Raw genomic sequence first — 13,088 nt, forward strand, 5'->3', positions numbered from 1 at the left:
CGGCGTCAGGGGCGACGGGGTGCGGCGAGGGGGTGCGGCGGGGGCGGTATCCCGGCGCGGTGGCCGGCCGCGGCGCCGCGAACGCCTCCGGTGCGGTGAACGCCTGCGGGGTCATCGTTGCCGCGGTGCGGCGGGTGGCCGCGGTTCCGTGCGGACGCCTCCGGTGCGGTGAACGCCTGCGGCGCGGTGAACGCCTGCGGGGTCACCGTTAACGCGGTGCGGCGGGTGGCTGCGGCTTCCCTCTGACGTTGCCTCCGATGCCGCCCTTGAGCCTGACCGCGGCTCCGACCCCGAGGTCGAAGCCGTCCCCGCCGCCGATCCCGGTCCGAAGCGGTGCCGGTAGGCCGACGGGGTCAGTCCGGTCTCGCGGCGCAGCAGGGTACGCAGGTTGGCCGCGGTGCCCAGGCCGCTGTGCCGGGCGACGAGGTCGACGCCGCACGTGCCGCGTTCGAGCAACCGGCGGGCCTGCGTGAGGCGTTCACCGGTCAGCCAGGCCAGCGGCGTCGTGCCGAGCTGGGCGCGGAAGCGGCGGTGCAGCGTCGCCGGGCTGACCCCGGCGCGGGCCGCCAGGCCGGCCACCGTCAGCGGCGAGTCCAGGTGTTCCTGCGCCCAGGCCAGTACCGGCGCCAGCGACTCGTCGGGCAGGTCGGGCACCGGGCGTTCCACGAACTGGCGCTGGCCGCCGTCCCGGTGGGCGGCGAAGACCAGGCGGCGGCTGACCGAGGCGGCCACTTCGGCGCCGTGGTCGCGGCGGACCACGTGCAGCCCGAGGTCGAGCGCGGCGGCGCTGCCCGCGGCGGTGAGGATGTCGCCGTCGTCCACGAAGAGCACGTCGGTCTCCAGGCGCACGGCGGGGAACCGGGCCCGGAAGGAGTCGGCCCACTGCCAGTGCGCGGTGGCCCGGCGGCCGTCCAGTACCCCGGCCTCGGCCAGCGTGAAGGCGCCGCTGCACAGCCCCAGCAGCCGGGCCCCGCGCGCGTGCGCCCGCCGGACCGCCGCCAGTACGGCCGGGCGGCGCGGCACCTCGGTGTCCGGCCGGTTGGGGACGATCAGCGTGTCCGCCGTGTCGGCCGCCTCCAGGCCGGCCACCCCGGTCAGCGTGAAGAACCCGTCCCGCATCAGCGTGCGCGGCGTGGCCGAGCAGAGCCGGAAGTCGTAGAGATCACGGCCGAGTTCGGGCCTGCGCAGCCCGAATACCTCGGTCGCGCAGCCGAGTTCGAACGGGTTGGAGTTCTCGTCCACGATCACCACGACCCGGTGCGCACCGGGTCGGGTAACCGCCTGCGAGGATTCTTGCGCCATCCGCCATTCCTAGCACTTACCCCGCCCGGAAGGACCGGCGAAGGTGGACCGGTGAGCAACGAACCCATCGCCCTCGGCGAAGCGCTGGCCTCCTTCGACGCCCTGTGGAGCCCCCGACTGGTCACCCGCGTCAACGACTACGGCGTCCGCGTCGCCAAGGTCGCCGGCGAGCACGTCTGGCACGTCCACGACGACACCGACGAGTTCTTCCTCGTGCTGGACGGCGCCCTGCGCATCTCGCTGCGCGAACCGGCGGGGGAGCGCACCGTGCGGCTGGCCCGGGGCGACGTCTTCACCGTCCCGCGCGGCACCCCGCACAAGCCGCACGCCCCCGAAGGCGCCGCGATCCTGATGGTCGAACGCACCGGCACCTCCACCGTCGGCGACCGCCACGACGACGTCCCCGCCCACGTGGACGTGACGACGGGCCACGCGCTGCGGCTGTGACGGATCACGCGCTGCGGGTCCGACGGAGGCGGGGTTCGTACGGGGTCGGCGTGCCGCGTTCGTTCCCGGGCGGACGTGCGTCCGGGGGCCGCTTCGGGCACACCGCACCCCCGCGGCCCCGCCCCGCCTTCCGGCCCGCGTCCCCGCCGGCGACCGCGCCCCCGTCCACCCCGTCCCACCTGCCGGCGACCGTGCCCCCGCCAACGCCCGCGCCCCACACCACCCCATCCCGCCCGGCAGGGCACCCCGCCCGGCCGCGCACCCCGCCTACAGCCGGACCGCCTTCAGTGCCATGTGTAGCAGCAGGCGGTCCTCACCGTCGGCCAGGTCGAGGCCGGTGAGGGCCTGGATGCGGGAGAGGCGGTAGTAGAGGGTCTGCCGGTGGACGGCCAGGACCGCCGCGGCCCGGCCGGCGCCGCCCGCGCAGTCGAGGAACACCTCGGCGGTGTGGGCGAGTTCGGCGTGGGCCGGTTCCAGCAGGGGGAGTACCGCCGGGTCGGTCGCACCGCGCGGCAGCGCCGCCAGCAGGCGGTACGGGCCGATGCCGGACCAGAGGGCGACCGGGCCGAGCCGCGGCTGGGCCCGGGCCGCGCGGGCGGCCGTCAGCGCCTCGCGGAACGCGCCGGGCAGGCCGTCCAGACCGTGCCGCGGGTCGCTCACCCCGGCCCGGCCGTCCGCGCCGCGTGCGGACTCCACCAGCCGCCCGGCCACCGCCGCCGCCGACCGCCCCCGCGTCAGCACCACCAGCCCGTCGCCGTCCCCCGGCCCGCCCGGCCCGGCAGCCCCGCCCGCTCCGCCGTCCGCCGTCCGGCCGGACCGCCCCGGCGTCTCGCGGCCCGCACCGCCGCCCGGCGGGCCGGACTCCGGTGCCGCGCACAGCGCCAGCGCGCCCGGCAGTGTCCGTACCCCCGGCAGCACCTCGGAGTCGGGCGACTCGGCACTGTCCCACGGGGTCACGCACACCACCGCCAGCTCGCTGTCCGCCGCGCGGCCCAGCGCGGTCCGCAGCGTGTCGCGGGCCGCCTCCCGCCGGGCCTTGGAGTCGGTCAGCACGTCCAGCAGCGCCCGCCCGGCGTCCGCCCCGGCCCGGGTGTCCGCCGCCAGCAGCACGCCGATCCGGTCGGCCACCCCCATCGCCGCCCGCAGCGCCCGTTCCTCGTGGGGCGGCCGGCCGGGCTCGTCGTCCTCCAGCAGCCACACGTAGCCGTAGACCACCCCCCGGTGGCGTACCGGCAGGCAGACCCGGGCGTGGATGCCGGCCCGCGGGTCGGCCGGCACCCGCAGCGGGCCGGTGGCGCGGGCGATGCCGAAGCCCTCGAACCAGGCGCGCACCTCGGCGCTGGAGCGCCGGGTCAGTACCGAACGGGTGCGCACCGGATCGGTGACCGCCGCGTCGTCGCTGTCGTGCGCGCCGAAGGCGATCAGCCGGAAGTCGCGGTCCTCCAAGGTGGCCGGTGCGCCGAGCAGCGCGGACACCTCGTCGACCAGATCCTGGTAGCCCTCGAAGTCGCCGTAGTCCCCGTAGCCGTGCACCCCGCCATTGTCCCTCATACAGATGTATGACGGGGGTGCCGCGGATGCGTGACACCTGTCGATGGCCGACGGTGAGCGGGAAAACCTACATTCACGGCAGTGGACCGCCGGCGTGTGCCGCGGTGACCGTCGCGTCAACTGGAGGAGCCCGTGCTGGGTCCCGTGCTGCTCGCCGTGTCGCGGAGCGACCGCATGCGCCGCCTGGTCGCGGCCGCGCCCGTCACCCGGCCGGTCGTGCACCGCTTCGTGGCCGGCGACGACCTGCCCACCGCGATGGACCGGGTGCGCGCGCTGGCCGACGCCGGCCTGGAGGTCACCCTCGACCACCTCGGCGAGGACGTCACCGACCGGGCCACCGCCGGCGCCACCCGCGACGCCTACCTGCGGCTGCTGGAGGCGCTGGACGCCGAGGGTCTCGGCAAGCGGGCCGAGGTGTCGGTCAAGCTGTCCGCCTTCGGGCAGGCGCTGCCGGTCGGCGGCCACGACATCGCGCTGGAGAACGTGCGGCAGGTCGCCGCCGCGGCCAGTGCCGCCGGCACCACGGTGACCTGCGACATGGAGGACCACACCACCGTGGACTCCACGCTGGCCGTGGTCGCCGAGCTGCGCCGCGAGCACCCGGGCACCGGCGCCGTCGTGCAGTCCTACCTGTTCCGCACCGAGCAGGACTGCCGGGCGCTGGCCGTCCCCGGCTCCCGGGTGCGGCTGGTCAAGGGCGCCTACAAGGAGCCGGCCTCCGTCGCGTACCAGGACAAGCGTGAGGTGGACCGGGCCTACGTGCGGTGCCTGCGCATCCTGATGGCCGGCGGCGGTTACCCGATGGTCGGATCGCACGATCCCCGGATGATCTCCATCGCCCGCCATCTGGCCCGCGAGGCCGGCCGGGTCGCCGGGGACTACGAGTTCCAGATGCTCTACGGCATCCGGGCCGCCGAGCAGGCCAGACTGGCCGCCGACGGCGAGCGGATGCGGATCTACGTCCCGTACGGCGCCGACTGGTACGGCTACTTCATGCGGCGGCTGGCGGAGCGCCCGGCGAACCTGGCCTTCTTCCTCCGCTCGTTCGTCCCGGCCGGCGCCTGACCCCGCCGGCGCCACCGATGTCGGCGCCCGACCCCGCCGGCACCCCGGCTCCGGCGCCCGGCGCCCCGGAAACCCGGCTCCGGCCCCCGACGGCCCCGACGGCGCCGGCACCGGGCACCCCGGGCGGCCCCGGCTCCGGCACCCGACACCGCCGGAAACCGGCCCCCGCTTTCGCCCCCCGGCACCCGACAGCCCCCGTACCCCCGATTCCGTCGCACGCCGGCGGATTCCGCAGCAGACTCGCAGGCAGAAGCGCAGACCACCTTCGAAGGAGATCCGTTTCATGGACGCCGTGACCCAGGTCCCCACCCCGGTCAACGAGCCGGTGCACTCCTACGCACCGGGCTCCCCGGAGCGGGCCCGGCTGGAGGCCAAGCTCAAGGAGCTGGGCGAGAACCCCGTCGACCTGCCGATGACCATCGGCGGCACCAAGCGGATGGGCGCCGGAGCGCCGTTCGACGTCGTCCAGCCGCACGCGCACGCCAAGCGGCTCGGCACCGGGCGCAACGCCACCCGGCAGGACGCGCAGGAGGCCGTCGACGCGGCGCTGGCCGCGGCCCCCGGCTGGCGGGCGATGTCGTTCGACGACCGGGCCGCGATCATCCTGCGCGCCGCCGACCTGCTGGCCGGCCCGTGGCGCGAGACCATCGCCGCCGCCACCATGCTGGGGCAGTCCAAGACCGCCCAGCAGGCCGAGGTCGACGCGCCCTGCGAGCTGATCGACTTCTGGCGCTTCAACGTCGCCTACGCCCGGCAGATCCTCGCCGAGCAGCCCCCGGCCAACGCCCCGCAGGTGTGGAACCGGATGGACCACCGCCCGCTGGAGGGCTTCGTCTACGCCATCACGCCGTTCAACTTCACCGCCATCGCCGTCAACCTGCCGACCGCGCCCGCGCTGATGGGCAACGTCGTGGTGTGGAAGCCGTCGCCCACCCAGACCCGGGCCGCCGTGCTGATGATGGAGCTGCTGGAGGAGGCCGGGCTGCCGAAGGGCGTCATCAACCTGCTCACCGGGGACGGCCTGGAGGTCTCCGAGGTCGCGCTGACCCACCCGGACCTGGCCGGCGTGCACTTCACCGGCTCGACCCGGACCTTCCAGCACCTGTGGAAGACGGTCGGCAACAACATCGAGAACTACAAGACCTACCCGCGGCTGGTCGGCGAGACCGGCGGCAAGGACTTCGTGGTCGCCCACCCGTCGGCCGACACCGCGGTGCTCAGGACCGCGCTGACCCGCGGCGCCTTCGAGTACCAGGGCCAGAAGTGCTCGGCGACCTCCCGCGCCTACATCCCGCGCTCGATCTGGGACGGCGGTTTCAAGGAGGCCTTCGTCGCCGAGACCGAGGGGCTGACCATGGGCGACGTCACCGACCTCGACCACTTCATCGGCGCCCTGATCGACGAGCGGGCGTTCGCCAAGAACAAGGCCGCCATCGACCGCGCCAAGGCCGACCCCACCGTGGAGGTCGTGGCCGGCGGCAGCTACGACGACTCGGTCGGCTACTTCGTCCGCCCGACCGTGCTGGTCTGCTCCGACCCGGACAACGAGGTCTTCCGCGAGGAGTACTTCGGCCCGATCCTCGCCGTGCACGTCTACGAGGACGACCGGTACGACGAGATGCTCACGCAGATGGAGTCGGTCTCCCAGTACGCGCTGACCGGCTCGGTCATCGCCAACGACCGGCAGGCCGTGGCGCACACCATGGACAAGCTGCGCTACGCGGCCGGCAACTTCTACGTCAACGACAAGTCGACCGGCGCGGTCGTCGGCCAGCAGCCGTTCGGCGGCGGCCGGGCGTCGGGCACCAACGACAAGGCCGGTGCCAAGCAGAACCTGATGCGCTGGTCGTCCACCCGCGCCATCAAGGAGGCGCTGCTCCCGCCGACCGACTACCGCTACCCGCACATGGGCTGACCGCCCCCGGCCGCTCCGGCCGACCCCTTCGCAACGGCCGTCCGGCATCCGCCGGGCGGCCGTTGCGTCACCCGGCCGAGTGATGACCGTCTCAGATAGTAGGAAGTCCGAGTAACTGTGCAGACAGAACGGCTGTGGGGCTCTAGCGTTGTAGGAGCCGAACGTCTCGCTTGATCCAGCGAACGGCGGACGAGAGCCGGTGCACCGCGCAGGCCACCCCTGCCGCACCCGTTCCCCGCCTCTTCCGGCGCACCCCCTCACACCTACGTTCTGGTCTGGAGTTGTGCACCCATGGATGAGACCACCCGCAAGAACGCCGCCGAGGCCCTCCAGCGCGCCCTTGACCGCCGTGACAACGGCGGTGCGACCGGCCACGAGGCCCACTGACCCAGCGGTCCGCCGACGACGCGCCTCGCGTCCATCATCCGGACGGTCCATGTCATGGGGTGGACGCGGGCGTACAGTCGCCGCATGTCTCGCACCATCAGCCTCGCAGTGATCCCCGGTGACGGAATCGGCAAGGAGGTGGTGGCCGAGGGTCTCAAGGTGCTCGGCGCCGTCCTGCCGAGCGACGTGAAGCTGGAGACCCGGGCCTACGACTTCGGCGCCGCCCGCTACCACGCCACCGGTGAGACCCTCACCGACGACGACCTGGCCGCCCTCAAGGCGCACGACGCGATCCTGCTCGGCGCCATCGGCGACCCCTCGGTCCCGTCCGGCGTGCTGGAACGCGGTTTCCTGCTCAAGCTGCGGTTCGCCTTCGACCACCACGTCAACCTGCGCCCGGGCAAGCTGCTGCCCGGCGTCACCTCGCCGCTGGCCGGCAAGGACGACATCGACTTCGTCGTGGTCCGCGAGGGCACCGAGGGCCCCTACACCGGCAACGGCGGCGTGCTGCGGGCCGGCACCCCGCACGAGGTGGCCACCGAGGTCAGCCTCAACACCGCCTTCGGCATCGAACGCGTGGTGCGCGACGCCTACACCCGTGCCCAGGCCCGGCCGCGCCGCAAGCTCACCCTGGTCCACAAGAACAACGTGCTGGTGCACGCCGGCCACCTGTGGAGCCGGATCTTCGCCGAGGTCGGCCGCGACTTCCCCGAGGTCACCACCGACTACCTGCACGTCGACGCCGCGACGATCTTCTTCGTCACCCAGCCCGAGCGCTTCGACGTCATCGTCACCGACAACCTCTTCGGCGACATCATCACCGACCTGGCCGCCGCCATCACCGGCGGCATCGGCCTGGCCGCCAGCGGCAACATCAACCCCTCCGGCGACTTCCCGTCGATGTTCGAGCCGGTGCACGGCTCCGCGCCGGACATCGCCGGCCAGGGCAAGGCCGACCCGACGGCCACCGTGCTGTCGGTCGCGCTGCTGCTCCAGCACCTCGGCTACGACCAGGAGGCCGCCCGGGTGGAGGCCGCCGTCGCCGCCGACCTGGCCGAACGCGGCACCGGCACCCGTTCCACCTCGGCGGTCGGCGACGCGCTGGCCGCCCGGGTGGCGGGCTGACCGCCGGCGGCGACGCCGCACGACGGCGCTCCCCGGTCGACCCCGGCCGGCGGGTGCCGGGCCCCGCGCCCGCCGCCCGGCCGAACCCGGCCCGCGCCACCGCGCGGGCCGGGTTCGGCGCGCTCCCTCGCGGGGCCTGGCCCCCTCCGGGGCCGCACTGACGGGTAGATCACCTCGGCCCGCCCTTTCTGCCTTCGGTCCTATTCGGTGATAATCGGACCAGGGCCGCCGCGTGAGCCAAGTCGGACGTCCTGATGACCGCCGTGCGGCGGGGACGTCGGTGCGGTCCGCCACGACCACACGGTGAAGGACACCCACATGACGACGCCCACCATCGAGCTCAAGCCCTCCGCGCACACCCTCCCCGACGCGGAGCGCGCTGCGGTGCTGGCCAACCCCGGCTTCGGCCGGTACTTCACCGACCACATGGTCACCATCCGCTGGACCGCCGGCCGCGGCTGGCACGACGCCGAGCTCGTCCCGTACGCGCCGCTGTCCATCGACCCGGCCAACATGACGCTGCACTACGCCCAGTCGGTTTTCGAGGGCCTGAAGGCGTTCCGGCAGGCCGACGGCTCGGTCGCGATGTTCCGCCCGGAGAACAACGCCGCCCGCTTCCAGGCGTCCGCCCGCCGGCTGGCCATGCCCGAGCTGCCGCAGGAGCTGTTCACCGCCGCCTGCGAGGCGCTGGTCGCCCAGGACCGCGCCTGGGTGCCCTCCGAACCCGAGCAGTCGCTCTACCTGCGGCCCTTCATGTTCGCCACCGAGGTCGGCCTCGGCGTCAAGCCGGCCGGCGAGTTCCTGTTCATGGTCATCGCCTCCCCGGCCGGCGCCTACTTCCCCGGCGGGGTCAAGCCGGTCTCGGTGTGGATATCCGAGGAGTACGTGCGCGCCGCGCCCGGCGGCACCGGCGCGGCCAAGTGCGCCGGCAACTACGCCGCCTCGCTGGTCGCCCAGGCCCAGGCCATCGAGCAGGGCTGCGAGCAGGTCGTCTGGCTGGACGCCGTGGAACGCCGCTGGATCGAGGAGATGGGCGGCATGAACCTCTACTTCGTCCGCCGCGACGCCGACGGCACCGAGTGCGTCGTCACCCCCGAGCTGTCCGGCTCCCTGCTGCCCGGCATCACCCGCGACTCCCTGCTGCGGATCGCCGCCGACCTCGGGTACCGCACCGCCGAGACCCGCATCAGCGTCGAGGACTGGAAGGCCGGCACCGCCGACGGCAGCATCACCGAGGTCTTCGCCTGCGGCACCGCCGCCGCCATCACCCCGGTCGGCTCCGCGAAGTCCACCAGCGCCGAGTGGACCGTCGGCGACGGCACCCCCGGCCAGGTCACCATGCGCTTGCGCGAGCGGCTGCTCGCCCTCCAGACCGGCCGGGCCGCCGACACCCACGGCTGGCTGCACCCCGTCGCCTGACGGCGCCGGCCGCCTCCGGCGGTAAGGACCGCGTCGCCTGTCGGGTCGCCTCTGGCGGTCCGACCGCCGTCGCCCGACGGCGTCGCCGCGCGCTCCGACCCCGGTCGCTCGACCGCACCGCCCCTGCGGCCCGACCCCCGTCGCCCGGTTCCGGTCCCCGCGCACCCCGCGCGGGCCGGCCGGAGCGGGCCCGCGCCCCGGCATACCGAACCACGACCGCGCGCCGGACCACCACGGACCGGAGCCCAGTGGCCCGGCCACCGCGTACCGGTGCACGGCCGACCCGGCCACAGCGGACCGGATGACCGGGCCGGACCACGGCGTCCAGGCGTACCGGACGACCGCGCGCCGGGGCGCGGCGTACCGGCCACTGCTGGCCCGGCCACCACGTACCTGTGCACGGCCGACCCGGCCACAGCGGACCGGATGACCGGGCCGGACCACGGCGTCCAGGCGTACCGGACGACCACGCGCCGGGGCGCGGCGTACCGGCCACTGCTGGCCCGGCCACCACGTACCGGTGCACCGCCTGCCCGACCACCGCGTACCCGGCCACCGTGTACCGGAGCCCAGCGGCCCGTCCACTGCGTACCGCAGTACGGGGGATCGGACCACGGCCGGCCGCACCGGTGCACCGTCCACCGCGTACCCGCCGCCCTGCGGGCTCCCCGTCCACCGCGTACCCGACCACCGCGTACCGGAGCCCAGCGGCCCGTCCACTGCGTACCGCAGTACGGGGGACCGGACCACGGCCGGCCGCACCGGTGCACCGCTCACCGGGCCCCGCGGGCACCCCGTACCGGATAATGAGACGGTGGTCCCGCCTCCGGAGACGGTGTGCGAAACTTCGACCGTGTCCTCGTACGCCATGATTATCGGCAGCAGGCGCGCCGGTCCGCAGTGACCGCCGGAGCGGACAACTCCCCGCGACGGCGAACACCGTGTCCCAGACCCGCGCGCAGACCTCTCGCACCCGCGAGAGGTTTTTTCGTTTCCGGGGCCCGACCGGCCCGGTGAGCGAGGCGCGACGGAGATTACGGGGGCAAGTGGAATCGGATCCTCCGACCACCACCCGACAGGAGCACCACCATGACGGCAGCACCGGAAACCGTCACGCCCGACGACGCGTTCCACGTCTTCGACACCACGCTGCGCGACGGCGCCCAGCGCGAGGGGATCAACCTCACGGTCGCCGACAAGCTCGCCATCGCCCGTCACCTGGACGACTTCGGCGTGGGCTTCATCGAGGGCGGCTGGCCCGGCGCCAACCCGCGCGACACGGAGTTCTTCGAGCGCGCGGCGCGCGAGATCGACTTCCGGCACGCCCGGCTGGTCGCCTTCGGCGCCACCCGCAAGGCCGGCGGCACCGCCGCGGCGGACCCGCAGGTGGCCGCGCTGCTGGCGTCCGGCGCGCCGGTCGTCACGCTGGTGGCCAAGTCGCACGACCGCCACGTGGAGCTGGCGCTGCGCACCACGCTGGAGGAGAACCTCGCGATGGTCCGCGACACCGTCGCGCACCTGCGCGAGCACGGCCGGCGGGTGTTCGTCGACTGCGAGCACTTCTTCGACGGCTACCGCGCCAACCCCGAGTACGCCAAGGCCGTGGTCCGGGCCGCGCACGAGGCCGGCGCCGACGTCGTCGTGCTGTGCGACACCAACGGCGGCATGCTGCCCGCCCAGGTCACCGCGGTGGTCCGCACCGTGCTGGCCGACACCGGCGCCCGGCTGGGCATCCACGCCCAGGACGACACCGGCTGCGCGGTGGCCAACACCCTGGCCGCCGTGGACGCCGGCGCCACCCACGTGCAGTGCACCGCCAACGGCTACGGCGAGCGGGTCGGCAACTCCAACCTCTTCCCGGTCGTCGCCGCGCTGGAGCTGAAGTACGGCAAGCGGGTCCTGCCGGACGGCGCGCTGGAGGAGATGACCCGGATCTCGCACGCCATCGCCGAGGTCGTCAACCTCACCCCCTCCACCCACCAGCCCTACGTGGGCGTGTCGGCGTTCGCCCACAAGGCCGGCCTGCACGCCTCCGCGATCAAGGTCGACCCGGACCTCTACCAGCACATCGACCCCGAACTCGTCGGCAACACCATGCGCATGCTGGTCTCCGACATGGCCGGCCGCGCCTCGATCGAGCTGAAGGGCAAGGAGCTGGGCTACGACCTGTCCGGCGACCGGGCGCTGGCCGGGCGGGTGGTGGAGCGCGTCAAGGAGCGCGAACTGCGCGGCTACACCTACGAGGCCGCCGACGCCTCCTTCGAACTGCTGCTCATCGACGAGGTGCGCGGCACTGCCGAGCGCTTCTTCCGGGTGGAGTCCTGGCGGGCCATCGTCGAGCAGCGCCCGGACGGCGCCCAGGTCAACGAGGCCACCGTCAAGCTGTGGGCCAAGGGCGAGCGGATCGTCGCCACCGGTGAGGGCAACGGCCCGGTCGACGCCCTGGACCGCGCGCTGCGGCAGGGCCTGGAGCGGATCTACCCGCAACTGGCCCGCATGGAGCTGGTCGACTACAAGGTCCGCATCCTGGAGGGCCGGCACGGCACCGAGTCCACCACCCGGGTGCTGATCGCCACCGGCGACGGCCGCACCGAGTGGTCCACCGTCGGCGTGGGGGAGAACGTCATCGCCGCGTCCTGGCAGGCACTGGAGGACGCCTACACCTACGGCCTGTTCCAGGCCGGCGTGACGCCGCAGGACTGACCCGCCCCCGCCCCCCGCCCGGTGCCCCGCGCCGCGTCAGGCCAGCGTGTCCAGGTCGGCGGCCAGCACCGGGTGGGCGTACGGCGACCCCTCGGCGTACCGCTGGAGTTCGTCGAGGGCGGCGTGCGCGAGCCGGGGCAGCTCGTTGCCCAGCGAACCGGCGACGTGCGGGGTCAGCAGCACGTTCGGCAGGTCGTACAACGGGCTGTCGGCGGGCAGCACTTCGGGGTCGGTGTGGTCCAGCACCGCGCGCAGCCGGCCGGCCACCAGTTCGGCGGTGAGCGCGGCGGTGTCGACCAGCGTGCCGCGCGCGGTGTTGACCAGCGTCGCGCCGTCCGGCATCAGCGCCAGCCGCCGGGCGTCGAACAGGTGCCGGGTGGACGGCAGTTGAGGGGCGTGCAACGTGACGATGTCGCTGCGGCGGGCGAGTTCGTCCAGGCCGACGTGCTCCGCGCCGAGCCGGGCCGCCTGCGCCGCGGTGACGTACGGGTCGTACAGCAGCGTCAACACGTCGTAGGGGCGCAGGAGTTCCAGCACCCGGCGGCCGATCCGCGAGGCGCCCACCACGCCGACGACGCGGTGGAAGTTGCCCAGGTCCGCCGGCCGTTCCAGCGCGGTGCGCCGCTCGCGGTACTCGCGTGCCGTCTCCAGCACCCGCTTGCCGGCGAACAGGATCGCGGCCACCGTGTACTCCGCCACCGGCAGCGCGTTCGCCCACGCCGCGCTGGAGACCGTCAGGCCCCGCTCCCAGCACGCCGCCGTCACATGTTCCTTGACCGATCCGGCGGCGTGCACCACGGTCCGCAGCGCCGGCATCCGCTCCAGCACCGCGCCAGTCAGCGGCGGGCACCCCCAGCAGGTCAACAGCGCCTCGACGTCGGCCAGTTCACCGCCGGCGGCGTCGAAGTCGGCGACCACGAAGCCCGGATCGCACACCGCCAGCGCCGCCAGCCGCCGCACCGCCCGCGCGTCCAGCAGCGCGTCGCGGACATCCGGTGCCATGGCCAGGACGGTGCGGGGGCGTCGGGTCATGGGGGGAGGGTAGCGCCGCGCTCCGGGCCGGCGGGGGGTGAACGGGCCGGCGGGCGTGCCGCGGGCGGCCGGAAAGCGCCCGGGCGGAGCGGACCGAAAGGAGATGAAGTCCACAGGTACTGGCCGGTAACGAGGACCGCCC

General features: G+C 74.2%; 8 protein-coding genes and 1 pseudogene. 6 read left to right on the top strand and 3 right to left on the bottom strand.

What is annotated here, in order from left to right; all coding sequences use genetic code 11:
* Positions 1-312: 312 nt before the first annotated feature.
* Positions 313-1,302, bottom strand: a pseudogene (locus POF43_RS08805) (GlxA family transcriptional regulator); the annotation flags it as partial.
* Between the two features lie 51 nt (positions 1,303-1,353).
* On the opposite strand from POF43_RS08805, the gene POF43_RS08810 reads away from it, so the two are divergent.
* Positions 1,354-1,749, top strand: coding sequence for a cupin domain-containing protein (locus POF43_RS08810; protein ID WP_271325842.1), 396 nt, complete (start codon positions 1,354-1,356; stop codon positions 1,747-1,749).
* Between the two features lie 267 nt (positions 1,750-2,016).
* On the opposite strand, the gene POF43_RS08815 is transcribed toward POF43_RS08810, so the two are convergent.
* Positions 2,017-3,300, bottom strand: coding sequence for a PucR family transcriptional regulator (locus tag POF43_RS08815; protein WP_372515907.1), 1,284 nt, complete (start codon positions 3,298-3,300; stop codon positions 2,017-2,019).
* A gap of 132 nt (positions 3,301-3,432) precedes the next feature.
* On the opposite strand from POF43_RS08815, the gene POF43_RS08820 reads away from it, so the two are divergent.
* The 5 genes from POF43_RS08820 to cimA all read left to right on the top strand — a co-directional run bounded on the left by POF43_RS08820 (position 3,433) and on the right by cimA (position 11,914).
* Positions 3,433-4,365, top strand: coding sequence for a proline dehydrogenase family protein (locus tag POF43_RS08820; RefSeq protein WP_271325820.1), 933 nt, complete (start codon positions 3,433-3,435; stop codon positions 4,363-4,365).
* A 283-nt stretch (positions 4,366-4,648) separates the two neighbouring features.
* Positions 4,649-6,280: an L-glutamate gamma-semialdehyde dehydrogenase gene (gene pruA / locus POF43_RS08825; protein WP_271317370.1), complete on the top strand. Its 1,632-nt coding sequence runs from the start codon at positions 4,649-4,651 to the stop codon at positions 6,278-6,280.
* Between the two features lie 471 nt (positions 6,281-6,751).
* The gene (locus tag POF43_RS08830; RefSeq protein ID WP_271324513.1) at positions 6,752-7,792 is read left to right on the top strand and encodes a 3-isopropylmalate dehydrogenase; all 1,041 of its coding nucleotides are present in this window, start codon (positions 6,752-6,754) and stop codon (positions 7,790-7,792) included.
* A gap of 318 nt (positions 7,793-8,110) precedes the next feature.
* Positions 8,111-9,211: a branched-chain amino acid aminotransferase gene (locus POF43_RS08835; RefSeq protein ID WP_271317372.1), complete on the top strand. Its 1,101-nt coding sequence runs from the start codon at positions 8,111-8,113 to the stop codon at positions 9,209-9,211.
* Positions 9,212-10,300: 1,089 nt separating this feature from the next.
* On the top strand, positions 10,301-11,914 hold the full coding sequence (gene cimA, locus POF43_RS08840) for a citramalate synthase (RefSeq protein ID WP_271317331.1): 1,614 nt from the start codon (positions 10,301-10,303) through the stop codon (positions 11,912-11,914).
* Positions 11,915-11,950: 36 nt separating this feature from the next.
* On the opposite strand, the gene POF43_RS08845 is transcribed toward cimA, so the two are convergent.
* On the bottom strand, positions 11,951-12,946 hold the full coding sequence (locus POF43_RS08845; protein WP_271326050.1) for a hydroxyacid dehydrogenase: 996 nt from the start codon (positions 12,944-12,946) through the stop codon (positions 11,951-11,953).
* Positions 12,947-13,088 lie beyond the last annotated feature (142 nt).

Source organism: Streptantibioticus silvisoli, from assembly GCF_027947535.2.
Taxonomy (GTDB): Bacteria; Actinomycetota; Actinomycetes; order Streptomycetales; family Streptomycetaceae; genus Streptantibioticus_C; species Streptantibioticus_C silvisoli.